Annotated in this window: 14 protein-coding genes and 2 tRNA genes; 5 read left to right on the top strand and 11 right to left on the bottom strand. The window is 60.6% G+C overall.

Annotated elements, in window-relative coordinates; all coding sequences use genetic code 11:
* Positions 1–207: 207 nt before the first annotated feature.
* On the bottom strand, positions 208–3,024 hold the full coding sequence (locus Q4S41_RS01895) for a 4-alpha-glucanotransferase (RefSeq protein ID WP_305029437.1): 2,817 nt from the start codon (positions 3,022–3,024) through the stop codon (positions 208–210).
* 298 nt (positions 3,025–3,322) lie between these two features.
* On the opposite strand from Q4S41_RS01895, the gene Q4S41_RS01890 reads away from it, so the two are divergent.
* Positions 3,323–8,578, top strand: a complete 5,256-nt coding sequence (locus tag Q4S41_RS01890) for a translocation/assembly module TamB domain-containing protein (protein WP_305029436.1) — start codon at positions 3,323–3,325, stop codon at positions 8,576–8,578.
* A gap of 10 nt (positions 8,579–8,588) precedes the next feature.
* Positions 8,589–10,964, top strand: coding sequence for a translocation and assembly module lipoprotein TamL (gene tamL / locus Q4S41_RS01885; protein ID WP_305029435.1), 2,376 nt, complete (start codon positions 8,589–8,591; stop codon positions 10,962–10,964).
* 105 nt (positions 10,965–11,069) lie between these two features.
* Here tamL and Q4S41_RS01880 read toward each other — a convergent pair whose 3' ends face one another.
* From Q4S41_RS01880 to Q4S41_RS01865, 4 genes are all read right to left on the bottom strand, one after another.
* Positions 11,070–12,236, bottom strand: a complete 1,167-nt coding sequence (locus tag Q4S41_RS01880) for a hypothetical protein (RefSeq protein ID WP_305029434.1) — start codon at positions 12,234–12,236, stop codon at positions 11,070–11,072.
* A 126-nt stretch (positions 12,237–12,362) separates the two neighbouring features.
* Complete coding sequence (locus Q4S41_RS01875) at positions 12,363–12,644, bottom strand: hypothetical protein (protein WP_305029433.1); 282 nt, start codon at positions 12,642–12,644, stop codon at positions 12,363–12,365.
* A 367-nt stretch (positions 12,645–13,011) separates the two neighbouring features.
* Positions 13,012–13,311 (bottom strand): hypothetical protein, encoded by a 300-nt coding sequence (locus Q4S41_RS01870; RefSeq protein ID WP_305029432.1) that lies wholly within the window; start codon positions 13,309–13,311, stop codon positions 13,012–13,014.
* 198 nt (positions 13,312–13,509) lie between these two features.
* Positions 13,510–14,844, bottom strand: coding sequence for a tol-pal system protein YbgF (locus tag Q4S41_RS01865; protein ID WP_305029431.1), 1,335 nt, complete (start codon positions 14,842–14,844; stop codon positions 13,510–13,512).
* Positions 14,845–15,197: 353 nt separating this feature from the next.
* Between Q4S41_RS01865 and Q4S41_RS01860 the strand changes: the two genes are divergently transcribed.
* Entirely contained in the window at positions 15,198–16,178 is a 981-nt protein-coding gene (locus Q4S41_RS01860) for an aldo/keto reductase (protein ID WP_305029430.1), read from the top strand.
* 137 nt (positions 16,179–16,315) lie between these two features.
* Here Q4S41_RS01860 and Q4S41_RS01855 read toward each other — a convergent pair whose 3' ends face one another.
* From Q4S41_RS01855 to Q4S41_RS01845, 3 genes are all read right to left on the bottom strand, one after another.
* Complete coding sequence (locus tag Q4S41_RS01855; RefSeq protein ID WP_305029429.1) at positions 16,316–17,725, bottom strand: alpha-amylase family glycosyl hydrolase; 1,410 nt, start codon at positions 17,723–17,725, stop codon at positions 16,316–16,318.
* 48 nt (positions 17,726–17,773) lie between these two features.
* Positions 17,774–19,894, bottom strand: a complete 2,121-nt coding sequence (locus tag Q4S41_RS01850; RefSeq protein ID WP_305029428.1) for a glycoside hydrolase family 97 protein — start codon at positions 19,892–19,894, stop codon at positions 17,774–17,776.
* 252 nt (positions 19,895–20,146) lie between these two features.
* Positions 20,147–21,790, bottom strand: coding sequence for a DUF6377 domain-containing protein (locus Q4S41_RS01845; protein WP_305029427.1), 1,644 nt, complete (start codon positions 21,788–21,790; stop codon positions 20,147–20,149).
* Positions 21,791–21,992: 202 nt separating this feature from the next.
* Between Q4S41_RS01845 and Q4S41_RS01840 the strand changes: the two genes are divergently transcribed.
* Positions 21,993–22,868 carry a DNA/RNA non-specific endonuclease gene (locus Q4S41_RS01840; protein ID WP_305029426.1) on the top strand — a complete coding sequence of 292 codons (876 nt, stop codon included), beginning with the start codon at positions 21,993–21,995 and terminating at the stop codon, positions 22,866–22,868.
* Positions 22,869–22,951: 83 nt separating this feature from the next.
* On the opposite strand, the gene Q4S41_RS01835 is transcribed toward Q4S41_RS01840, so the two are convergent.
* On the bottom strand, positions 22,952–23,302 hold the full coding sequence (locus Q4S41_RS01835; protein ID WP_305029425.1) for a hypothetical protein: 351 nt from the start codon (positions 23,300–23,302) through the stop codon (positions 22,952–22,954).
* Between the two features lie 312 nt (positions 23,303–23,614).
* Between Q4S41_RS01835 and Q4S41_RS01830 the strand changes: the two genes are divergently transcribed.
* The gene (locus Q4S41_RS01830; RefSeq protein WP_305029424.1) at positions 23,615–23,941 is read left to right on the top strand and encodes a hypothetical protein; all 327 of its coding nucleotides are present in this window, start codon (positions 23,615–23,617) and stop codon (positions 23,939–23,941) included.
* Between the two features lie 104 nt (positions 23,942–24,045).
* Here Q4S41_RS01830 and Q4S41_RS01825 read toward each other — a convergent pair.
* Positions 24,046–24,120: transfer RNA gene (locus tag Q4S41_RS01825), tRNA-Val, on the bottom strand.
* A gap of 103 nt (positions 24,121–24,223) precedes the next feature.
* Positions 24,224–24,298: transfer RNA gene (locus Q4S41_RS01820), tRNA-Val, on the bottom strand.
* Positions 24,299–24,360 lie beyond the last annotated feature (62 nt).

The following is a 24,360-nucleotide window of genomic DNA, read 5'->3' as shown; positions in this document are numbered from 1 at the left end:
ATTTCTTATAAATAATTGCACTATTTTTTATAAAAGCACAATTTCATATTTCGCATTGTCCAATTTAAATACAAATCAAAAACTTCAATATGTTCTAAATCTGGATTAAATAGTGTGATACTTGAGAGGAACGTAAAAAAGCGGGCGGGCAACCACCAATCTGGTTACCCGCCCGCTAAGGCGATGCTAGTTAACTAAGTGGATAAACTATGCCCGCCCGCTGGCTGCCACCAGCTGGTGCAACGGCTCATTGAAGCCCACGGCCTCCACCAATTCCTCCAGGGGCAGGTGCAGGCGGTACTTCCAGAAGTGCGTGGGGTTGCTGGGCACGTTGATTTGCTCGTCGTGCGGGTTAGCGCGGCGCAGGTGGCTGTCGATGGCCAGCAGGTCCTGGAGCGGGAAAATGGCCCACATGGCCGGCGAGTGCAGGTGTTGCACCAGGATTTCGCGCGCCACCCAAGGCTCGCAGTAGAAGGGCGCCACCTCGCGCCAGTGGCCCAGCATGGTTTCGAAGAAGCGCTGGGTGCGCACCCGGTCCTCCTCCCACCAGCCGCGCACGGTGCTCATGTCGTGGCTGCTGGTTGTCACCACGCTCAGGTAGGGCGCCGCGTCGGGGTGGCCGAACTCGGTGGCGGGGTTCGAGGGCATGCGCTGGATGTTGAGGCCCAGAATGCCCAGTTCCTTCATCACGCCGGGCACCGAGGCGGGCACCATGCCCAGGTCTTCGCCGCAGATGAGCATATCGGTGGCGTAGCGCACGGGTGGCAGCTTCACGAGGCCCTGCTGGCGCCAGAATTCTTCGTGGCGGCGGAAGAAGAAGTCGATGTAAATGTCGTCGTAGAGGCGGCGACGGTCCTCGTCGTTGTCCAGCTCGCGGAAGGAGTAGCTCTTGTTGAGCGTGATGCGTGGGTGGTAGAAGTCGTTGCCGGCCGGCACAAACAGCACCTCATTCACCAGCTTGAAGAGGCCGGTTTGCAGCCACTGGAAGTACTCGGTGTGCTCGGGGTAGTCGGCTATTTTCTGGGCGATGTAGGCTTCGATTTTGCGCTGGTCGTCGACGTTTTCATTCAGGTGAATGCGGCCGTAGCTGGCATCGTACATGTACTCGTCGAACACCTGTTGCGCTTCGCCCTGGAAGATGTCCTGCAGCATGTGCCAGCGGATGTAGGGCTCGCACAGGCGCGAGTAGTCGAACCAGCCGAGGCGGCGCTCAATCTCGTGGCGGTGCAGCGGCAGAGCGGGCGAGAAGTGGCCCAGCAGCCCTTCCACCGACTCAATCGGCATTTCCCAGATGCGGAAGAAACCCAGGATGTGGTCGATGCGCAGCGTGTCGAAGTAGCGGGCGAGGTGGCCCATGCGCTGCTTCCACCACTTGTAGTCGTCCTCGGCCATGCGCTCCCAGTTGTAGGTGGGGAAGCGCCAGTTCTGGCCGGTGGTGGAGAAATCGTCCGGCGGGGCGCCGGCCTGGGCGTTCATGTGGTAGAGCTCGGGCTGCGTCCAGGCATCCACCGAGTGGCGGTAGATGCCGATGGGCAGGTCGCCCTTCAGCACCACCCCTTTCGAACGGGCGTAGTCTACGGCGGCCAGCAGTTGCTTGTCGAGGTGGTACTGCACGAAGAAGAACAGGCCGTACTCGTCGTAGTCGGGTGCCGTCTCGGCGGTGAGGGCTTCCAGGTTTTGCGGGCGGCGGAACTCGGCGGGCCACTGCTGGAAATCGGCGGTGCCAAACCGGTCGCGCAGGGCCGAGAAGGCCGCGTAGGGCACCAGCCATTCGGCTTGGCTGGCGTAAAATTCGCGGTAGCCGGCATCGGCCAGGAAAGCCTGCTTCTCCTGCTTATAGAGCAGCTTCAGAAACTTCCATTTGGCGTTCATCACCGGCTCGTAGTCCACGAAATCCTTGGTGTTGAATTCCTGCTTGAGCTGGGCCAGCTCCTTGGCGGCTTTCTTGTCCTTGAGCGCGGCAATGCCTTCGAGATGGATGAACTGCGGGTGCAGCGCAAACACCGAAATAGCCGCGTACGGGTACGAATCGACCCAGGTATGCGTGGCCGTGGTGTCGTTGATGGGCAGAATCTGGACCAGTTGCAGGCCGGTTTGCACGGCCCAGTCGGTCAGCAACTTCAAATCGGAGAACTCCCCTACCCCAAAGCCATTCTCCGAACGCATGGCAAACACGGGCAGCGCCACCCCGGCCCCGCGCCAGGCCGTGGCGTAGCGGTAGCCTTCGTCGTTGAAGACGCGGGCGGCGGTGGCGTCTTGCGTGGCGGGCACCACGCGGTTGTCGCCGCCTTCCATGTCGAGGGCGTGGCCGGCGGCGGCATCCCACATGGCGTATTTATAGTGGCAGTCCTCGCCGGGGTTTTGCAGCTTGAAGCGGCCGCTCCAGGTCGGGTAGTCGGTATCCGACAGCACCAAAGCTTTGGTGTTGTCCCAGGCGCCCAGCGCAGGGTCGGAGCCGAGGATGCAGAGCCCCAAGTGCGGCGCCACGCGGGGTGCCACCAGTTGGAAGACGGTTTCGCCAGCGGCGGGGGCTACGGTAGTTTCCGGGCTGCCGGTGGGCACCGGCGACGCTTCGGCCGTGGCTTTGGCAGCTTTAGAGCCTTTGGCCGGGGCTTTTTTGGCTTTCGGAGCCGTCGCTTCCGGCAGCGTGGCCCGGCTGGGGCGACGGAACAGGGCCTTGGTGAAGGCGGCGGTTAGCAACTCGTTTTCGGGCTGGGCGGGGGCGCGCCAGTAGTCGGCCAGGCGCACGGCCTGGGTGCGGGCGGGGTCGTAGGCAAGGCTGCGGTTGGGGCCGTATTCCCAGTGCTGGCTGCCGGTGTTGGCGTCCAGCAGCACGTACTTATAGGTAAGGGTGCCGGCGGCATCGGGCACCTCCAGGTCGAGGCGCCAGCAGGTGGTGGCTTCGTCGTAGTGCATCAGGGCCGCGCCGGCCAGCTGCCAGTTGCCCAGTTCCGGGCGCGAGCCGCACACGGCCAGCCGCTGGCCCAGCACCGTGCGATAAGGAAGAGAAAAACGTAGTGTCATGGGGAACTTGGTGGGATTTCGGGTCGAAAGATAAGGCCCGACTCCATGAGAAATAAGGAATGAAAGCTCGTCGTGCGGAGGAGGTTGGAGTAAGGCGGCTGCTTTTGTGCAATCGATTGAACTACCTGTGTGGCGGAGAAGCTCCAACAAACGCCGCATGGCGGACTTGTTGGCCCGGATTCTCTGTCGCTCATTCTACTTTCTTTTCAGAAGCACAGCTCCGGTTTCCAACCCCGGCGTACGGTTTTCCGTTTGGAATGGCTGCCTTGCTTTGTGTTGCTGCTAATCCCGTCCTGCTTTGTCCACTTTTCTGCGTCGTGCCCTTTACGGATTACTTGGGTTAATTGCCCTCGTGCTGCTGCTCGTTATCGCGGTGGTGGTATTTCTGCAATTCGACGCCGGCCAGGATTTTGTGGCCAAGAAAGCCGAAAGCTACCTGCGCGGCAAGCTGAACACGGAGGTACGAATCGGCAAGTTTCGGACGGACTTCCGCCACGCCATCAACCTCGACGGCGTGTACCTCGAAGACCAGAAGCGCGACACGCTGCTGTCGGTGGGCCACCTCGGCGTCGATGTCGACATCTGGGCGCTGCTGCACAGCCAGGTCAATGTTTCGAACGTGGAGTTGAACGACGGCCGCGTGCGCCTCACGCGCACCGAGCCCGATTCGGTGAACAATTACGATTTCATCATCGATGCTTTCACCGACCCCACCGCGCCGGTCGATACCACGTCCTCGGGCCTGAAATACGACATCGGCAAGGCCCGGCTCACCAATATTTACTTCACTCAAAACGACCAGATAACCGGCTCCGATATTCGGGCGCGCATCGGCGAGTTCACGGCCAACATGGACGAGGTGGATGTGGACAACTCCATCTACAAGGTGGATAACGCCGCTTTGCGCCGCTCGGCCATCAGCATCACGCAGACGAAAACGGCGCCGGAAGTTGAAAGCCCCGGCCCTACCGAGCCTCTCACCTTACAACTGGGCCTGAACCGGGCCACGCTCGACAGCGTGCAGTTCACTTACAAAAACGACCCGGCGGCGCAGTACATCAACACCAAAATCGGCCTGGCCGACATCACTGCCAAAGACATCGACCTGCAGCGGCAGCGCGTGAGCCTGGGCAAGCTCACCCTCAAAAACACCACCTTCGCCTACGCACAAAACGAGCAGGTGCCCGTGGAAGAGCGCGTGGTGAACCCCGCCGAGGCCGTGCGCAAGCTGGATGAGGCTACTGACCAGGCCAAAGCCGCCACCGGCCAAACCGCTGCTGCGCCCGGCTGGCGCGTGCTGCTCGACGAGTCCGACATCAGCGGGCTGGCAGTGAAGTTCGACAATTTCAACCAGCCTCAGCAGCGCACGCGCATTCCGGCGCTCGACTACAACCACCTCGATTTTACCAACCTCGTGCTGAACACGCACGACCTGAGCTATTCGGAAAACCGCACCACGGGCAAGGTCGATAACCTGGCCGGGCAGGAGAAAAGCGGCTTTCGGGTCGATTCGTGGAAGGCCAACGTGGTGTACGACTCGGTGCAAATCCGCCTCGACAGCCTCGATTTGGTGACGCCGCACACCCGCATCCGGCGCACGCTGGCCATTGGCTACGAGAGCCTGGCCGCGCTGGGCGACGTGAAGAAACTGCCGGATTTGAAGATTGAAGGCGATTTGCGCGACGTGCGGCTCGGCTTCCGCGACATTCTATACCTGGCGCCGGACCTGGCTGGCACCTCCCCTTTCAATACCGGGCCGAACCAATCGGTGCTGCTCAACGGGCAGATTGCGGGCCGCGTGGGTGATTTCACGGTGCGCAACCTGGAGTTTGTGGGCTTGCGCAACACGGTGCTCAAGGCGCGGCGCGGCCGGATTCAGGGCCTGCCCAATACCGACGCGCGGCTGTATGCCGACCTCGATATTCAGGATTTCCACACCACGCGGGCCGACATTCTCAGCTTGGCGCCCAAGGGCAGTATTCCGAACAACATCAGCATTCCGCCCACGGTGGCGGTGAGCGGCACCTTCAAAGGACGGCCGACAACGCTGGCGTTTGATACGAACCTGAAGCTGCGCAGCTCCTACGGCAACCTGGCGTTCAGCGGGCGGCTGGGGGCGGCGCAGGCCAACGGGCGGCAACCGCTGGTAGGCACCTTCGCGGTGGGCGGGTTCGATTTTGGCAAGCTGCTGAAAGACCCGACTATTGGCCGCGTCACGGCCACGGGCCGCATCAACGCCACCGGCGACCTGAAAGACCCCGGCACGCTGGTGGGCCAAGTGCGCGCCAACGTGCAGAGCGCCCGCTACAACGGCTACACCTACAAAGGCGTGGCCGCGACGGTGGACCTTGACCGCAACCGCTACGTCATCAACGCCAGCAGCAAAAACGACCCCAATCTAAACCTCGACCTGAGCGCCGTGGTGAACCTGCGCGACCCGCGCAACCCCACTTATGAAGTGACCAAGCTGAACCTGCGCGGCGCCAACCTCACGGCCTTGGGCTTCTATACCGGCGGCGACCTACGCGTGCAGGGCAACCTGGTGGCCAACCTGCGCGGCTCCAGCCTGAATACGCTGAATGGCACCTTCAGCGGCCGTAACATCGTCATCGTGCGCGACAACCAGCCCTTCCCGCTCGACTCGCTCAACGGCCGCATTGTGCAGACGGCCACCCGCACCACGGCCGTCATCACTTCTGACATTGCCAATGTGAACCTCGATGGCAACGTGCATCTCGGCGACATCGCCACGGAGCTGCAACAGCACTTGGACCGCTACTTCGATGTACCCGGCGTGAAATACGTGCCCAGCGCGGCCGACCGGCACTTCACCTACTCGCTCAGGCTGAAAGACCCCAAGCTGGCCACCAAGCTGGTACCGGGCCTGAAGAAGATTTCGCCCTTCACGCTGGCCGGCGACTACTCGCGGCAGGCCGCCCGCCTCACGGCCAACACCAGCATCACGCTCATTCAGTACAACAACTACCGGCTCGATTCGCTGCGCCTGAACGTGGATTCGGACCCCGCCAAGCTGGACTACGGCCTGCGCCTGGCCCAGGCCGCGCAGGACACCACGCTGCGGCTGCGTCGGCCCAGCATCGTGGGCAACGTAGCCAACAACAAGCTATTCACCCGCGTGGCCATTCTGGGCGACTCGGCCAACCGGGAACGGCTGGCGGTGGCCGGCACCTTGCAGGCCCTGGTGCAGGGCGGCGGCAAAAATAGCAGCGTGGTGTATGAGTTCCAGGCTGCGCCGGAGCAGGTGATTAATTACGAAAACTGGACGGCCGGCGCCAACAACTTCGTGCGCTATTACCCCAGCGGCGCCGTGGTGGCCGATGGCCTGAACCTGACCAACGGCCGAAGCACCCTGGCCCTGCAAAGCCAGAACCCGCAGGTGCCCACCTCGCCGCTGGGCGTCACGTTCACCAATTTCGAGCTGGCCGAGCTGGCCAAAATCGTGCAGCAGCAGGATTCGCTGGTGGCCGGGCAACTCAACGGCACGGCCCGCATCGACAACCTGGGCAAGCCCAATCAGGCCTTCACGGCCGATGCCACCATCAAAAACCTGGTGTTCCAGAAAGCATCCATCGGCGACATTGCCTTTAATGCCACCAACCCCAGCGCGGGCCGCTACGACATCGACGCCCGCCTGACCGGCGGGGCGGCCGGCACCGTGGGCGGCGCCGGCAACGACGTACACGTGACAGGCACCTACCTGGCCACCAGCGCCGCCCCGCTCAACCTGACGGTGGACGCCAACCGTCTCAACCTGAAACTGGTGGAGCCCTTCTCGGTGGGGCAGGTGCGCAGCGCCACGGGTTACATCCGCGGGCAGCTGACGGTGACGGGCGCGCCCTCCGCCCCCATTGTGCGCGGCACGCTCAATACCTCGGACGATGCCGGGTTCATTGTGCCGCAGCTGGGCTCGCCCTTCCGGCTGCCCAATCAGGCGCTCACGTTTGATGACCGGGGCATTGCCTTCAACAACTTCACGGTGTTGGATTCGGCTTCGAACAAAGCCGTTATCAACGGCTACCTGCTGAGCAAGGACTTTGTGAATTATTCCTTCGACATGCGGGCCACGACCAACAACTTCCTGGCCGTGCGCAGCACCCGCGAAAACAACGAGCTGTTTTACGGCCGCCTGGTGCTTGATTCGGAAACGCGCCTGACCGGGCCGGTCGACCTCATCAAAATCGACACCCGCGTGACGGTGGTGGACGGCTCCAACCTGACGGTGGAATCCCCGGCGGCCACCCCCACCACCCAGGAGCGCACGGGCATCGTTGAATTCATTGACAAGAGTGCCCCGCTCGATACCATGCTGGCCCGCAAGGTGGCCGTGGATACCACGAAGGTGAACGCCACGGGCTACGACATCACGGCCGTGGTTACCATCACCAACCGCACGCCGTTCACCATCGTCATCGACCCGGCCAGCGGCGACAACCTGAAGGTGCGGGCCGCCGGCACGCTCAACACCAACATCGCGCCCGACGGCACCATCTCGCTGAGCGGCCGGCTGGACGTGGCGCGCGGGCAGTACCACATGTCGCTCTATAACCTGGCCCAGCGCGATTTTATCCTCAGCCGCGGCTCGTCCATCACCTGGGACGGTGACCCCTATAATGCCACGCTCGACCTCACGGCCATCTACAAAGTACAGGCCGCACCGGCCGAGCTGCTGGCCGGCCAGGGCACCGACGACCTGACTAGCGCCACGGTATCGCGCAACCGCCTGCCGTTTAACGTGCTGCTGAAAGTGACCGACCAGCTCAGCAAGCCCACCATTGGCTTCGATATTACGCTGCCCGAGAACCAGCGCGGTGCCCTCGGCGGGCAGGTAGAAGCCAAGCTGGCCCAGCTGCGCCAGCCCAACCAGACGTCGGAGCTGAGCAAGCAGGTGTTTTCATTGCTGATTCTGGGCCGGTTTGTGGCGCAAAACCCCTTCCAGACCAGCAGCGGCGAAGGCCTGGTGGCCACGCAGCTGCGCGGCAGCGCCAGCGCCGTGCTCACCGACCAGCTCAACAACCTGACCGGCAAGTACCTCTCGGGCCTGGGCCTCGACCTGGGCGTGACCAACCAAGCCGCTTACGGCGCCGACGGCAGCCAGGGCAGCCGCACCGACCTGAACGTGGCCCTGCGCCGCCAGCTGTTCAACAACCGTCTCACCGTGCGCGTGGGCACCGACATCAACCTGAGCGGCGGCTCGGGCACTCAGGCGACCCAGGGTCAGAACAGTGCCAGCAACCTGGCCGGCGACGTGAGCCTGGAGTACCGCGTGCTGGCCGACAACCGCCTGCGGGTGCGCGTGTTCCGCCAGAATAGCTACGAGGACATCGATGGTCAGATTATCCGGACCGGCGCCGCCCTCGTGTTCCAGCGCGACTACCAGGATTTGAAGGAGCTGTTCTCGAAAGTGCCCAAGGACATCAAGGCCGAGCGCAAAGCCGACAAAAAAGCCGCGAAAGCCGACAAGCAGGCTGAGAAGGATTCCGTGCAAAGCCAGCCCTCGGCACGGATGGACACCACGCGGGCCGTGAAAAAATAAGGAACCAAGCATGAGCATTGGAGAATACGATATAGCCCACAAAGACTCGAAAACGAGCAGGCGGCAACTGCTCACCGGGCCGTTGCTGCTGCTTTACGCCTCGTTTTTAGCGCTTTCCGCTTGCTCGGGCCTGAAGTATGTGCCCGAGGGCCAGAAGCTCTACACCGGCAGCAAAGTCACCATCAAGGCGCCTGAGAAGCTGCCGAACCAAAGCGCCCTGCAAACGGAGCTGGAATCTGTCATCACGCCCAAGCCCAACGCTTCGTTTCTGGGCTTGCGGCCCAAGCTGTATTTCTGGGGGCAGGGCCAGGGCAAGAAAAAGGGCTTGGGCAAGTTTCTGGCCGACAAGTTTGGCGAACCGCCGGTGCTGTTGAAAGACGTAAAAATTAAGACCACCAGCGGCCTTATTACCAACCGCCTCTACAACAACGGCTTTTTCAAAGGCGTGGTGACCAACGAGGTGAAAACCCAGGACAAAACCGCCCAGGTGAACTACACGGCCACCACGGGCAAACCCTACATCATCGAGAAGATTTTCTTCCCGGACCGCGACACGCTGATTGACAAGGACATCCGTGCCACCCAGCCGGGCACCTTGCTCAAAGTTGGCGATGCCTACAACCTCAACACCTTCACCGCTGAGCGGGTCCGCATCGACAACGACCTGAAGAACAGCGGCTATTTCTATTTCAACCCCGACTACATTCTGTTTCAGGTTGACAGTACGCTGAACAACAAAATCAACGTGTACCTGCGCGTGAAGGCTTCGGCACCGGCCAAAGCCACCCGGCCTTACTGGCTGAAACGCATCCGACTGAATACCAGCTACGTGCTGACCGATACCACCACGCGGCAGCCGATGATGTACAAAAAATACGAGTACTACCCCGACGAGAAGGTATTTAAGGCCAAGGCCATTACCAACGCCACCTTCATGTACCCGGACAGCCTGTACCGGCGCAAGCGCCGCGACCAGACCATCAGCCGCCTGATGAGCCTGAACACGTTCAAATTCGTGGAAATCCGCTTTCTGCCTTCCGCAGCCGGCGACTCGGCCGGCCGCGGAAGGCTCGATGCCGACGTGCGGATGACCCAGCTCAAGAAGAAAAGCCTGCGGGCCGACCTGCAGCTGGTGAGCAAGAGCAACGGCTTCACCGGCCCGGGCCTGAACGTGTCGTTCCGCAACCGCTCGGCCCTGCGCGGCGGCGAGCAGCTGCTGGTGAACCTGGTGGCCAGCACCGAAACCCAGTCCGGCAATGGCAACGGCGCCCTGGGCCTCACCAGCTACGAGCTAGGCATAAACGGGCAGCTGATTTTCCCGCGCCTCGTGGTGCCCCACCTACCGTTGCTCGACATCCACCTGCCAAATTCCGACTTTCAGCCGCGTACCACCATCGGCGCGGGTGTGCGCGCCGTGACGCGGGCCAACTACTTCACCCAGAACTTCTTCAACCTCAACTACGGCTACACGTTCAAGACCAAGATTACCAACGAGCAGGAGGTGCGCCCCATCGACATCACCTACGTGCAGTTTTCGCCTACCGATGTATTCACCGCCATTCTGAACTCGCCGGAACGCAGCTTTTTGCGCAGCGCCTTCCAGCAGCAGTTCATCCTGGCCAGCTCGTACCGCTACACCTACAACCAGCAGGTGCTGGAACAGCGCCGCCAGCAGATTTACTTCAGCGGCCAGGTAGAAGGCAGCGGCAACCTGGCCCAGGGCATCGTCAGCTCCTCGGGCGCCAAGAAGAACGACAACGGCAAGTACACCATTGGCGGACAAGAGTATAGCCAGTACCTCAAGTTTGATTTGGAGATGCGCGAGTATTACCGAATCAGCCAGAACCCCACTTCTGGCAACCGCATTGTGGCCCGCTTGCAGGCCGGCATCGGCACGCCCTACGGCAACTCCGACGTGCTGCCCTACCCTAAGCAATACGGTATTGGCGGCCCCAACAGCGTGCGCGCTTTTGCTGCGCGCGGCATCGGCCCGGGCACCTACAAGCCCGCTACCGGCGAGCAAACCCTCAACAGCTTCTACGACCAAGTGGGCGACATCCGCCTCGAAGGCAACATAGAGTACCGCCAAGACTTGGTACCCTACCTGAAAGGCGCTCTGTTTCTGGACGCCGGCAACATCTGGCTGGCCAACCCCGACCCGGGCCGCCAAACCTTCGGCGCCGATGGCCAGCCCGACGGCAAAAATGGCCAGTTCCGGCCCAGCACTTTTTTAAAAGAGCTGGCCGTGGGTGCCGGTGCCGGCCTGCGCGTCGACGTGCAGTTCTTCGTTCTCCGCTTCGATTATGCGTTCCCGCTCAGTACGCCCACCGGTCCGCCCGACAACCAGACCGGCCGATTTAATCTGGCTATCGGGTATCCCTTCTGATGTAAAAAGCCCCGGCACTGCGCAGTGCCGGGGCTTTTTACATCAGAAGGCTGGGTGCTTAGCACAGGACGGATTACTTCGCTGCGCTCGCAACGACAGGTCCGCTCACCGAATGATTGGCATCCGCTCAAACGGCCGCTCCCGGTCAAACAGATAGCGGTAAGTGGCGTGCGTCTTCAGAATCTTGGCGCCGATGGAGCGCGTGGTCACCAGCATGCGCGGGTTGAAATCGCCAATCCAGTTCATCTCGATTTCGGCGTAGCCCGCGTCGATAAACGCCTGCCGGGCATACACCAGCATGGCCGCGTCCACGCCCTTGCCTTGGTGCTCGGGCACCACCCCGTAGATGATGCCAAACAGCTTCTTGTCGCGCCGCTGCATGTAGCGCCGCTGCTCCCACAAAAAGCGCAGCTTGCCCACGAGGTTCAGCCGCCGGCCCACGTGCTTGAAAATCTGGTTCAGCTCGGGCAGGCTAATGAAAAACGCCACCGGCTCCTCGCCGTGGTAAGCAAACCAGAGCAGGCGCTCGTCCACCACGGGCTTCATTTCCTTCACAATCTTGCGGGCCTCGTCCAGCGTCATGGGTTTCACCCCCGAGTGCCTGGCCCATGCCAGATTGTATACGTGGTGAAAATCCTGGGCGAGTTTCTCGGCGTCTTGCTTGCGGGCGTGGGCGAAGCGGTAGGTGCCGGCGTGCTCTTCGGCCCGCTTCGCAAAGCTGGGATGCAGTTCGGCCGCCGTGGTCCGGTAGCAGGTATACTGCTTGAAATAAAGCTCAAACCCGTAGTTCTCGAACAGCGGCCGGTAATACGCCGGGTGCCAGAACATACCGTAGTTCGGCTCCAGGTCGTAGCCCTCAATGAGCAGGCCCCAAAATCGGTCCCGCTCGCCGAAGTTGATGGGGCCGTCCATGGCTTGCATGCCCCGGGCGGCCAGCCAGAGCCGGGCCACGTCGAACAGCTGGTTGGCCGCCGTCTGGTTGTCAATGCACTCAAAGAAACCTAAGCCGCCGGTGGGCAGGTCGGCATTTTTCACGTCCACCGCGTCGCGGTTCAGAAAGGCGGCCACCCGGCCCACGGCCTGGCCGTTGGCATCCGTCAGCACCCAGCGCGCACACTCGCCATTCTGCAGCTTCGGGTTTTTAGCGGGGTCGAAAACGGCCTCCACCTCGTTTTCCAGCGGACCAATGTAATTGGGTACGGCGGCGTGCAGGCGAGCGGGCAATTCAATAAACATCCGCGCCAGGCGGGCATCAACAACTTCAAGCAGCATAGTAGGCAGCGCCCCGCGCCGTGGCCACGCGACTGCGTGCCCCAACACCACCGGGAACCGCTGCAAAGAAACGGCTCAACCGCCGCTTGATTCTTCCCTGCCCGATGGCAGCCGAAAGCCTTCCTACTAGGCCAGCGACTGCCCGCTGTGTGCCGAAGCGGCAAAACCCGCCTGCGCGGGCACCTGGCTGCCGGCCGGGACTAGTGTGCCGGGCATATCGACAAATTTATTGGAGCGGAACTGCCCCAGCACGAAGCAGAAAGGACACTCCTTACGGCCATCGCCGGTACCGCCAATGCGGCTGTCTGGTGCAATCTGCTGAGCTATACGGCACTCTGGATGCGTATGATAAATCTCAGCAGCAGCATTTTCCGCCTCCGCTGAATAGAATGGCAAATTGTATCTCATGGTGTTAGAAGTTGGTTCTCCCCTAATACTATTTGCCGTCCAAGGCAATGTGCGCATCGTCGAAATAAATGTACTAAAAAAATAATCAATTTACCTATTTTATTAATTAATCTTTTTTAATATTTGAAAAAGATTAATTAATAAATCAGAGTTGATAATTATTTCTGTTCTCATTGTCAATCAGATAAGCAGGCTGGCATTAAATGTTACGGGCCCGCCCGTCACAGTAAAAAAGGTTTGCAATTCCGCCTCAATTCAATAATCCAACTACCATTAAAGTCGTATCATTCAAGCGTTATCCACACAAAAGGCCGACCTTAAGTACTTAAGGTCGGCCTTTTGTGTGGCCCTTATAGGCGGGTCAGAACTAATCTTTGGGCTTCACTTTGGTTTTGCCGCTGCGCTTGCCCTTAATTTTCGTATCGCGCGGGACAACAGTGGTTGGTACGACAGTGGTGGTAGTAGATGGCTCTACCGTGGTAGTCGTCGACTCCGTGCTGGTTGACGTGGCTGGCGTTTGGACCGGAGTGGCCGGATACGCGGGGGTGGCCGGCGTGGCCGGTGTCACCGTGGTCTGACGCGTGGTGGTGGTGGTGGTGCTGGTTTGGGCACTGGCCGAGTAGCCCACCGCGGTGAGCAAGAAGGCCAAGAAAAGTTGCTTTTTCATAGGATGGATGAGGTTGGGAGAACATTCAGCCGGCATAAGTCAAATCCCGGCTTTGAGTTGACTTAAACGACAACTCCGCCGAAAGAGTTGACGAAGGCCTACTCTGCCTAGCCCGGCCAGTTGTTAAATTAAACACGCACGAAGGCCCGCTGGCGCAATGCCAGCGGGCCTTCGTGTGCTGTGCCGGATATCCGGCGCTTAATTAGTAGCGACTGCCTCCATGGCTACGGAGCTTCTGGCTTTTGCCCCTTTGCGCAGATAGCGGTTGGCTTCCTGGTACAAGTCCGATTTGTGCTCGGCCTGGTCCAGCACTACCTGAAAGTAGCGTCGCGCCAGCGGCTGATTGCTGGCCTGGGCCGCCAGCCGGCCCAGGCCGGCCGCGGCAAACAGGTAGTAACCACCCTTGGTCTGGCCCACCGATTCGCAGAATACTAGGCAGCGCTGGTAGAAATCCTGCGCGGCGGCGGGGTTGTTGTGCCGGTGCTGCTCCACATAGCCGAGGTAGTAGGCGGCAGCGCGGCCACTGAAGCCCTCGTAGCCGGGCAGGCCTTTGTTCACTTTGGCCAGGATGTCGCGGCTGGTGCGCTCGCACTCGGTCAGTTCGCCTTCGGCAAAGGCGTTTTGGGCCCGGGCGCGCTGGAAACAGCTGTTGTCGGGAAAGTCGCGGGTGAGGTCGCGGGCGACGGCGAGGGCGGCGGCGGTATTGTTTTCGCGGGCACTGCCCAGAATACGCATGCGGAAAAACCGAGCCTCGGCTGCCGTGTAGAAACCGTGCTGGGCCACCTCTTCCAGTTGGGCCAGCCCGGTGCTGCGGTTGCCTTTGGGGAAAAACCAGAGCACCGGGCGCAGCCAGCGGTATTCATCGGCAATCCAAACAGCGTAGTAGTTGAACAAGCCTTCACCGAACACGAATTCGGGGCTCAGGCCATTGGCTTCGCGGCTTTTTTGCAGGTAGGCCAGGGCCCGCTTGCTGCTCACGGTGGCCTTGCGCCAGTCGTGCCGCTCGGCGTGCAAGCGGGCGTCGAAGCCGTAGGCGGCCGAGAGGAAGAAGCTGGCTTCGTAGTTGTTGGGGTCGGCGTCGTAGAGCTTCTGGGCCTTGGTGGTGGCCGTGTCCATGTAAGCGAAGAAGGTCTTGTCGTATTGCTGATTGTAGGTGTTGCTGGGCATTATTTTCCACCACGTGCTCAGGCCCAGCAGGAAATAGGGCATGGGGTGCTGGGGGTAGCGCCGGCGCAACGACCGGAACTGCCGCTCGGCCTGGTCGAACTTGAAGTTGTAGAGGTTGTGCACCGCGCCGTCCAGCTCGGTCTGGATGTCGGCGTTGAGCAGCAGCCACTCCTTAGAGTCGACGGCCGCCGGGGCCACCAGCACATCGTCGAGCGCCACGTCGGGCATGGCGCGCACGGTATCGGCGGCCGAAGGCCACAAAGCGGCGGCCGGCGCCTGGGCCAGTACAGTGCTCAGCGAAAAAAAAGTTAAAACTCCCGCTCCCACTAAACGCAGGGAACGACGAAACCGGTAGAGATTTGCCATGAGCGAGTGTGTATATAATTTAATCGATAATTTTCTTAATGAATGCAGGAGAAATAAAAGCCTGTAATCTCGCTAAAACCTTGCTTTATCATTGCTTTAGCCGTTTGACAGAATAACTACCCCAAAGTTAACGAATGGAATTTTTCCAATTTCAACAAAAATATATGTTCATGCAGAAACCCGGCATAATGCAATATTTTGGCCCTCTTTTAAATCCCATTTGGGCGAAGTTGTTGCGCCGCCGAAGCTTTCCATTTTGAAAACCTGACCTACGAGTTTGCGTTTGGATACAGATTTCTCACGCCACCTCACAAGTGCCGGGTTTCTGGCCGGGCACGCTTCCCCAATCCACTATGGAATACCTCCGCTTAGGCAATACCGGCCTGCAGGTTTCGCGCATCTGCCTGGGCACCATGACCTACGGCACGCCCACCGAACGCTGGCCCTGGGCCCTGAAAGAAGATGAGAGCCGGCCCTTTATTCAGAAGGCGCTGGAATTGGGCATCAATTTTTTTGATACGGCCGATGTGTACAGCAACGGTGCCAGCGAGGAAGTGGTGGGCCGGGCCCTGCGCGATTTTGCCAAGCGCGACGAGGTGGTGCTGGCCACCAAGGTGTTCAACCCCATGGGCCCCGGGCCCAACGATAAGGGCCTCTCGCGCAAGCACATCATGAGTGCCATCGATGCCAGCCTGAAGCGACTGGGCACCGATTATGTGGACCTGTACCAGATTCACCGCTGGGACTACCACACGCCCATTGAGGAGACGCTGGAGGCGCTGCACGACGTGGTGAAGGCCGGCAAAGCGCGTTACATCGGGGCGTCGTCGATGTTTGCCTGGCAGTTTGCGCAGGCCCTGTACCTGGCCGACAAGCACAACTGGACGCGTTTTGTGAGCATGCAGCCGCACTACAACCTGGTGTACCGCGAGGAGGAGCGCGAAATGCTGCCGCTGTGCGAAGACCAGAAAATTGGGGTCATTCCGTGGTCGCCGCTGGCGCGGGGGCTGCTCACGGGTGGCCGCGGCAAGGCGCGCAACGAAACCGAGCGCGCTAAAACCGACGCCTTCGGCAAAAGCCTGTACGGCCGCGACGACGACTTCGCGGTGGCCGACCGCGTGACGGAAATTGCCCAAGAACATGGCCTGCCCAACGCCCAGATTGCCCTGGCCTGGATGCTGAGCAAACCGGCCATCACAGCGCCCATTGTGGGCGCCAGCAAGCCCGGCCACCTCGAAGACGCCGTGGCAGCCGTGGATGTGAAGCTCAGCGCGGAAGAAATCCGGCGGCTGGAAGAGCCGTATCAGCCGCACCCGGTACTGGGGTTTTCGTAGGGTTTAGATAGAACGCAAAACAGAACGTCATGTCGAGCTTGCCGAGACATCTCGCGTGCCAGAGTAAATAATTACTTCGGCACGCGAGATGTCTCGGCAAGCTCGACATGACGTTCTGTTTTCCTAAAACCCTTCCCCTACTTCTTCAGCACCAAATACCCGTAGGCCGGCAGCGAAACGGTAGTGCCCACGGTGTAGGTGCCACCCTGCAGGGCGTTGGTCCAGGTGGTGTTGGCCAAGGCGGCGGGCACCGTGAAGGTCTGCACCGAATTGCGCGTGTTGGCCAGCACAAAGGCCTGCTCCGAGCCGGCGGTTTTGGTGAAGGCGCACACGCTGAAGGTGCTGTAGCCGGTGGGAGTGCCGGACCGCAGAGCCGGGCTGGCGGCGCGGGCAGCCATGAGTTGCTGGTAGGCGCGCTTCACGTCGGGGTTGACGCCCCACTGCACTTTCACGGAGGTGAAGGGGAAGGGAATGTTCGCGGCCATGCCGGTTTCCTGGCCGTTGTAAATCATGGGCACGCCCTTGTACAAAGCCGCCACCACAAAGGCCGACATGGCGCCCGCCTTGCCGCCAAACAGCGCCACGGGTGAGCCGTCGGAGCCATTCACGTCGTGGTTGGTGATGTAGCGCACCACCTGCTGCGTGCCCGTGGCGCCCGCGTATTCGGTGGTGTTGAAAGCATCAAAATTGGCAGCGGACTGGCCGTTTTTATATATGTTGAAGATGCCGCCGTAAAAATTGAAGCCGTAGTTGTAGTCGAAGCCCGAGGTGAAGTTGGCGCTGCGGTTGCCCTCGGCCAATAGCAGCAGCTTGTGGGTTTTCACGTTGCGCAGGGTGTCGGTGGCCTGCTTCCAGAAGTCGCCGGGCTGAAAGTCGGCGTAGTCGAAGCGAAAGCCGTCGACGTTGGCCGTGAACACCCACGACTTGATGGCTGAAATCATTTCGGCCCGCATGTAAGCATTGCCAAAATCGAGTTGGGCCACGTCGTTGTAGGTCGTGCCGTTGTTGGACACGGCCGCAATGGCCCCGGCCGAGTTGTGCACGTACCAGTCCGGGTGGGCGGTTATCCAGGCATTGTCCCAGCTGGTGTGGTTGGCCACCCAGTCGAGCATCACGCTCATGCCGCGGGCGTGGGCCGCGTCGACCAGCGTGCGCAGGTCGGCCAGGGTGCCGAATTCGGCGTTTACGGCGCGGTAGTCCTTCACGGCGTAGGGCGAGTTCACCGATTTACTGTCGGTGCCCACCGGGTATATCGGCATCAGGTACAGCACGTTCGTTCCCACGGCCTTGATGGAATCGAGCCGGGCCAGCACGCCCGCAAAATTGCCAGCTTGGCTAAACGCCCGCATGTTGACCTGGTAAATCACCGCGTCCTCGCGGTTGGGCACTCCATTGAAGGGCGTGCCGTACTGCGGCGGCGTGGGCGTAGAGGTGATGGGCGGCGTGACGATGGCGGGCGGCGTGGTGTCTTTGTTGCAAGCTGCCAGCAGGCTCACAGTAGCCAGCAGCACCAATGCATTTGCACGCAAAATGTGTCGAATAGACATTTAGAAAAGATTAGGTAATGCGGAGAGGAATGAGAAAGGGATAGAAAATTATTTCCGGACCGGCTTGAAGCTGACCGCCGCGCCGCCGCCCGGCGCCAGCTGCAGCTTGAGCATCGATTTGCTGGTCACCACCTGCTTGGTGATGCGGTAGGCCATGGGGTTTTTCTGCCAGTCGGCGCCCGGGCCATCAGCGTAAATAATGGCCTCGTAACGCTGGCCGGGAGTTAAAAAGTCCAGCTTGATGGGCTGCTGCCGGGCGTTTTCGTCGGTGATGCTGCCGAGGTACCATTCATCCTTGCCTTTGGCCTTGCGCACAGTGGTGAGGTAGTCGCCGGGCTCGGCCGCCAGAATGCGGGTATCGTCCCAGTCCACGGCCACATCTTCGATGAACTGGAAGGCATCGAGGTGCTTATTATAGGCTTCGGGCAGGTCGGCGGCCATTTGCAGGGGCGAGTACATGGTCACGTACAGGGCCAGCTGCTTGGCCAGGGTGGTGTGCACCTGCTTGCCTTGGTTGCGGGCGGGGTTCCAGTCGTCGAGCTTGATTTGGAAGATGCCGGGCGTGTAGTCCATTGGGCCGCCCATGAGGCGGGTGAAGGGCAGGATGGTTTCGTGTTCGGGCGGGTTGCCGCTGCTCCAGGCATTGAACTCGTTGCCGCGGGCGGCTTCGTTGGCCAGCCAGTTGGGGTAGGTGCGGTGCAGTCCGGTGGGGCGCACGGACTCGTGCATGTCCACCATAATGCGGCTGGCAGCCGTGAGCTGGGCGGTGTGCACGTAGTGGTTCACCATCCACTGGCCGTCGTGGTGCTCGCCGCGCGGGATGATGCGGCCCACGTAGCCGGTTTTCACGGCATCGTAGCCGTGCTGCTTCATGAAGCGGTAGGCAGCATCCTGCCGGCGCTCGTAGTTGGTGACGGACGACGAAGTTTCGTGGTGCATGATGAGCTTGACGCCCTTGCCGGCGGCGTAGCGCTGCAGCTCATCCACATCAAAATCGGGGTACGGCGTCACGAAATCGAACACTTCTTCCTTCCAGTTATTGGCCCAGTCTTCCCAGCCCACGTTCCAACCTTCCACCAGCACGCCGGGGATGTGGTGCGCGGCGGCGAAGTCGATGTAGCGCTTCACGTTGGCGGTGTTGGCGCCGTGGTGTCCGTTGTTTTTCAGGGTTTTCCAGTTGGTACCGGCCAGCTTGATGTTGCTGGTGTCGGCGTAGTTCCAACTGGCGCGGTTCACGTGCATCTCCCACCACACGCCTACGAATTTCTGGGGCTGAATCCAGCCGGTTTCGGCCACTTTGCTGGGCTCGTTCAGGTTCAGAATCAGCTTGCTGGCCAGCACGGCGGGCGCGTTGTCGGCCACCACGATGGTGCGCCAGGGCGTGTGCTCAGGTGCCTGCAGGTAGGCTTTGGCGCCGGTGCCGGTGGCATCGGGCACCAGCTGGCTGCTGAGGCTGAATGTCTTGGTATCCACGTTCAGAAACATGGCCGGGTAGTTCACCAGCGCCGCCTCGTGGATGTTGATGTACAGGCCGTCGTCCGATTTCAGCATCAGCGGCGTTTGCACGCGCTTGGGGTCGGCTTTTTGCTGAATGGCCTCGATGGGCGCGGTGTTCACCTCGCTCAGGCGGCTGGTGGTGTAGGCGTACTCGTTCGAGTCGTAGTCGCCCGGAATCCAAAAGGCCTTGTGGTTGGCCGGCAGGTTGAACTCCGTGTGTTCGTCCTGCACCGTGAAATACTGCAGCCGGGGCTGCCTGGGAAACTCGTAGCGGAAGCCCACGCCATCGGCAAACACGCGGAACACCACGTCCAGCGTCCGGCCCGGGGCGGCCGGCTGGCGCAGGTGCACCGTGAGCTGCTGGTAGTGGTTGCGGATGGTTTTCACCTCGCCCCACACCGGCGTCCAGGTCTCGTCCACGTCCTTGGTTTCGCTGCCGGCCAGCACCAGCGGGCCGTCGAAGCCCTTGCCGTCGGCAAAGCTCAACCCCAACCGCGAGGGCTGAACAACGGTTTTGGGGCCGTAGGCCACGGCGTAGGTGGGGCGGCCATCAGCCCCCAGCGCCACCGTCAGGGCGACTTTGTCGAGGCGGGCTTTCAGGGGGGCGGCGGGCTGTGCCTGGGCGCAATAGCCGGCCCCAAACAGGCCAACGACCAGCAGGATTCTTTTCATAGATGGGTATCGAATGCACGAAGCCGAAGGGCCGTATCGCATTCGTTTTGAGTGGGAATACAACAAAGCTAGCCTTGCCCTCGCCCGCCCGTTATTTATCAAGCCCGAATATGAAAAATATTAATCAATCAAACAGTCAACCAATTATCAACCAACACGCTAAATCATAAAAAGCAAACAAAAATATCGACCCGATATTGTCGTTTTCCTGGTCGGTTCTACCGAAAAAGCACCCGCTTTCCGCCCCACTATCTACACGGCCTCGATAGCTAGAATGCGCGCTTCGAATTCCTCGTTGGGCACCAGCGAGCGGTTCTTCACCCGGGTTTTGTAAGTGTAAATCGTGTTGATGGAATAGCCCAGCATGCGGCTGATTTGCTCGCTGTCATTAATGCCCAACCGGATGAGGGCGAAGATGCGCACCTCCGTGGTCAGAAGCTGGTCGTCGGCCAGCATCACCCGGTCCTCCTCCCGAAAAAGGGCATTGAACTGCGTAATAAAATTCGGAAACAGCCGCAGAAAAACCGTGTCGAAACCCTTCAGCAGCTCGTTGCGCTCGGTCTTGATGTTCACGCCATCGACCAGCTTCTGCAGGCCGGCGTATTGCTTGCTGCCGAGTAGGGCTTCCACCCGCTTCTTGAGGGTTTCGAGCTTGTCGATGTACTGCGAATTGTTGTGGAAATAGTAGCCGATGTACTCCTCCTTAATGGTATTGGCTTCGTTGAGGCCGCTGTTGAGTTGGTGCAGCTCGTCGTTGCGGGCCTGCAACTGCCGGTTGGCGGCGAAAATCAGCTGGTCGGCCCGGCGCAGCTTGCGCAGGGCCAGCCCGCTCACCAGCGCGAAGGCGATGACCACACCGGCCAGCAGCGTCATGATGATGGCGTAAGTTTTCAGCGACTTGCGCTGGTTTTCAATGATGTTGATTTTCTGCCCTTCGATAATGGAGGAGACGTGGCTGATTTCAATCTGCCTTTGGCGGGCCTTGTAGAAGGTAGCGTTTTCGCGGGCCTCGCGGATGAAAGTGTAGGCGTTTTTCAGGTCGCCCTGCCGGTAGCAGTAGTCGGAAAGCTTGAAGATGGCCGTCGTTTCCTTGGTAGCCGTCTTCACGTCGGCAATGGCCGATGTTAGCAGCAGTTCGAAGGCTTTTTCGGGCTGGCCGGCCTGCTCGTAGAGGTAGGAAGTGGTGCTGGCACTCACGGCCAGCTGGTGCAGCGAGAGGCGTGGTAGCCGCAGAATCTGGCGGTAGACGGCGGCTGCGGCGGCTAGGTCGGCGTTTTTCAGGGCCCGGAATTCCTGCACCTCCAGCCACTCGTAGGAGCCCGGGCGGCAAAACTGCAGGGCCGTGTCGGCGTAAGCCAAGGCTTTGGCGTAGTAGGCCGGCCGGTAGGTTTGGTCCTGGTTGAAATTACCCAAATCACTGTAGGCCCGCGCTTTCAGAAAATACAGGCTCTGCTTGTCGGGCAGCGTGAGGCGGCGCGCGTTGATGCTGTCGAGCGTCTCAAACGTTTCCTTGAACAGGCCCGATGATAGCAACACGAAGGCCAGCTTGAGCTTGGCTACCTCCAGCTTTTCAGGACTGCGAAGCTGTTTAGCCAATCGTCTGATTTTCTGACAATAAACAAAGGCCGAATCGTATTTAAACGACTTGTACTCATCGTAGATGCGCAGAGCCAGGTCGAACCGGGCGTTGTCGTGGGCTTCTGAAGCGGTAAAATCGGCCGTGAGCACCGCAATGCGATTCAGGCGATGCCCGTCGTATTCCTTTTTGTGGGCCAGCGCCTGGTTGAGCTCCGTCAGCAGGCTGTCGGTTGGGCTGGCGGCTGCACTTGGGCAAGCCAACAAACTACTGAGCAGCAAGCCCCAAAAGACAAAAAACCGCTTTATGAAGTAGCTCAAATTGCAAAATAGCCGCAGCGCGACGGAAGGGTGTAAGTGGGGCAAAACGAAAAGCAAAGCCGCACGGCAGCCGCGGAATGTTCCGGCAATTTATTGCTGCATGCCATTTTTGAACCGGGCAACGCAGCTTCGTTCCTACAAATCTATCGCTGCCGTTGCCAGCTTACGTAATAGGCGACATCCTCTTCCGCCAACCTCTTTTATGAAAACACGCCTGCCGCAATTTCGCTTGCCCATTCTGGCCCTCACGCTATTTCTGGCGGCCTGCCAGAAGGACGCCGTGCTCCCCACGCCCGCTAGTCCGGTCATGCCGGTCGCTGCGCTTCCCGAGCACCTCACCCTCGGCAACCCCAGCGGCGCCACCACCGACCCCACCCAGCCCACCAACTACCTGCTGCTAAAACCCCAATACGCCCTGAGCTACCACCGCGACCGTGGCACGCCCAACTGGGTAAGCTGGCACCAGAGCGCCGACTGGCGCGGCAGCGCCGCCCGCCAGGACGACTTTCGCGCCGATGCGACCCTGCCCGCCGGGTGGTACCAGGTGCAGGCCAGCAGCTACACCAACTCGGGCTTCGACCGGGGCCACCTCTGCCCCTCGGCCGACCGCACCAGCACTGTCGCCGATAATTCGGCCACCTTCCTCATGACCAACATGACGCCCCAGGCCCCGCGCCTCAACCAGCAAACCTGGGCCAACCTGGAAGACTATTGCCGCAACCAACTGGCCACCGGCAACGAGGTCTATATCATTGCCGGCTCCTACGGCCGCGGCGGCACCGGCAGCAATGGCTACCTCACCACCCTCGACCAGGGCCGCGTCGCGGTGCCGGCCCGCTGCTGGAAAGTAGTAGTAGTGCTGCCCACCGGCGCCGACGATGCAGCCCGCGTCAGCCCCAGCACCCGCATTATCGCCGTCGACATGCCCAACGATAACGCCATCAGCACCAGCTGGGGTACCTACCGCACCACCGTCGACGCCATTGAAGCCGCTACCGGCTACGACATCCTGTCCGCCGTGCCCGCGTCGGTACAACAAGTGGTCGAGGCGCGCGTGGACAACGGGCCGACAAGCTAATACTGCGTTGCAGGACCCGAAAAAGCCCCGCCGATGGGCGGGGCTTTTTTTTAATGCAGCAGAGACGTCGTGCCCCTGCGTTGCTACTTCTGCTGAGCCGTGGGTTCGGCTTCCAGTTCGCCCACGTCCGTGCTGTCGGCCGCCAGGGTCAAGCGGGTTACGGCGTAGGAATTAGGGCCGGTCTGCACGATGGCAAACTGGCTGTAGGCGGTGCCCGACGACGTGTACGGGGCCGCCACAACCGGCCCGGACGGCGTGAAGACGGTGGCCGAGATTTCGGTCACCAGGCACACGCCGCGGCTGCTGGCGGTCCAGTTTCCGCCGTTGGCGGATACGGTGTAGTCGTCGTTGCTACAGAAGATGCTGGCGTACGAGACTTTGCCCGACGCGCCGTAGGGCGTCGAATCGGTGATGCTGACATTGGTGTATGCCATGGTAGTTGTGGGGGAGTAGGTTACGTCGGAGAAACTATTTTCCCGATGCTCAAAGGTGGTGGTCCCGTGGAGCGGGGTTTAGCGTAAAAACCCCTGATTATCACAAACAGGTAGTTTTACGTTCCCTACACCAAGCTCCGCAAGCGCAGCAAAAGCGCCCTTGCCAGCAGCGCCCTACCTGCCTGGCAACGAAAAGTCCCGACAGGCAGGTGGGTGGCGGGGTTTGGCGGGGCAGGGGCAGAAAAGTGCCGTGGCCGTCTTTGCCCTTTTACCGTACAAGTCGAAGCCCAACCGTCCCTCATCGCCCCTCTTATGCGTACGCCCCTGCTGCTTGCCCTTGTTCTGCCTCTGTTTGCCGGCCCGGCTCTGGCCCAGGTTCCCCGCCGGCCCCCTACCCCTATACCACAAACGACGGGCTTGCCGGCCCAATCCGGCGCGGCGCCCGCGGCGGCCGTGCCCGCTTACCACAACGGCTACACCAACAAGCACCTGGGCGGCACCACCAGCCCCACCTTCCCCAACGGCTTGCCCGAGCGCGACCTCGACCACGGAACCAGCCGCGCCGACCAGCCCCGCGCCAACCAAGCCCAGCCGGGCACCCGGCCCACCCGCAGCCTGGGCGGCCGCAAGCAACGCTGATACCAGCGCGACGGACAACGCAAAAGTCCCGGCGATGCCGGGGCTTTTTTTGTGAACTAGGAAAATAAAAAAGACCCCTCCGCGCAACGCCGAGGGGTCTTGTGTGGGAAGTAAAGGATTCGAACCTTCGACCTCTTCGGTGTGAACGAAGCGCTCTAAACCAACTGAGCTAACCTCCCAATACATCCAAGCACCGAATGTGCTAGCAGGCAGTAGGCACCAACGTGGGTACCAAAAGTAAACAGCCACTTTGCTTTGCAGCTAAGTGGCTGTCTTTCAGTGTGGGGGATGTAGGGTTCGAACCTACGACCCTCTGCTTGTAAGGCAGATGCTCTGAACCAGCTGAGCTAATCCCCCGTGGCGTTGTTCCCGTTTGGGATTGCAAAGATGGGAGGTGATTTTGGAAGCGCCAAACAAAA

It is taken from the genome of Hymenobacter convexus, from assembly GCF_030580955.1.
In the GTDB taxonomy this organism is placed as follows: Bacteria; Bacteroidota; Bacteroidia; order Cytophagales; family Hymenobacteraceae; genus Hymenobacter.
This window is presented reverse-complemented; position numbering and strand designations above follow the sequence as displayed.

Excerpts from the sequence above, each read along its gene's own strand:
- Q4S41_RS01895 (WP_305029437.1), bottom strand. The coding sequence starts at position 3,024 with ATGACACTACGTTTTTCTCTTCCTTATCGCACGGTGCTGGGCCAGCGG.
- tamL (WP_305029435.1), top strand. The coding sequence starts at position 8,589 with ATGAGCATTGGAGAATACGATATAGCCCACAAAGACTCGAAAACGAGC.
- Q4S41_RS01880 (WP_305029434.1), bottom strand. The coding sequence starts at position 12,236 with ATGCTGCTTGAAGTTGTTGATGCCCGCCTGGCGCGGATGTTTATTGAA.
- Q4S41_RS01875 (WP_305029433.1), bottom strand. The coding sequence starts at position 12,644 with ATGAGATACAATTTGCCATTCTATTCAGCGGAGGCGGAAAATGCTGCT.
- Q4S41_RS01870 (WP_305029432.1), bottom strand. The coding sequence starts at position 13,311 with ATGAAAAAGCAACTTTTCTTGGCCTTCTTGCTCACCGCGGTGGGCTAC.
- Q4S41_RS01865 (WP_305029431.1), bottom strand. The coding sequence starts at position 14,844 with ATGGCAAATCTCTACCGGTTTCGTCGTTCCCTGCGTTTAGTGGGAGCG.
- Q4S41_RS01860 (WP_305029430.1), top strand. The coding sequence starts at position 15,198 with ATGGAATACCTCCGCTTAGGCAATACCGGCCTGCAGGTTTCGCGCATC.
- Q4S41_RS01855 (WP_305029429.1), bottom strand. The coding sequence starts at position 17,725 with ATGTCTATTCGACACATTTTGCGTGCAAATGCATTGGTGCTGCTGGCT.
- Q4S41_RS01850 (WP_305029428.1), bottom strand. The coding sequence starts at position 19,894 with ATGAAAAGAATCCTGCTGGTCGTTGGCCTGTTTGGGGCCGGCTATTGC.
- Q4S41_RS01840 (WP_305029426.1), top strand. The coding sequence starts at position 21,993 with ATGAAAACACGCCTGCCGCAATTTCGCTTGCCCATTCTGGCCCTCACG.
- Q4S41_RS01835 (WP_305029425.1), bottom strand. The coding sequence starts at position 23,302 with ATGGCATACACCAATGTCAGCATCACCGATTCGACGCCCTACGGCGCG.
- Q4S41_RS01830 (WP_305029424.1), top strand. The coding sequence starts at position 23,615 with ATGCGTACGCCCCTGCTGCTTGCCCTTGTTCTGCCTCTGTTTGCCGGC.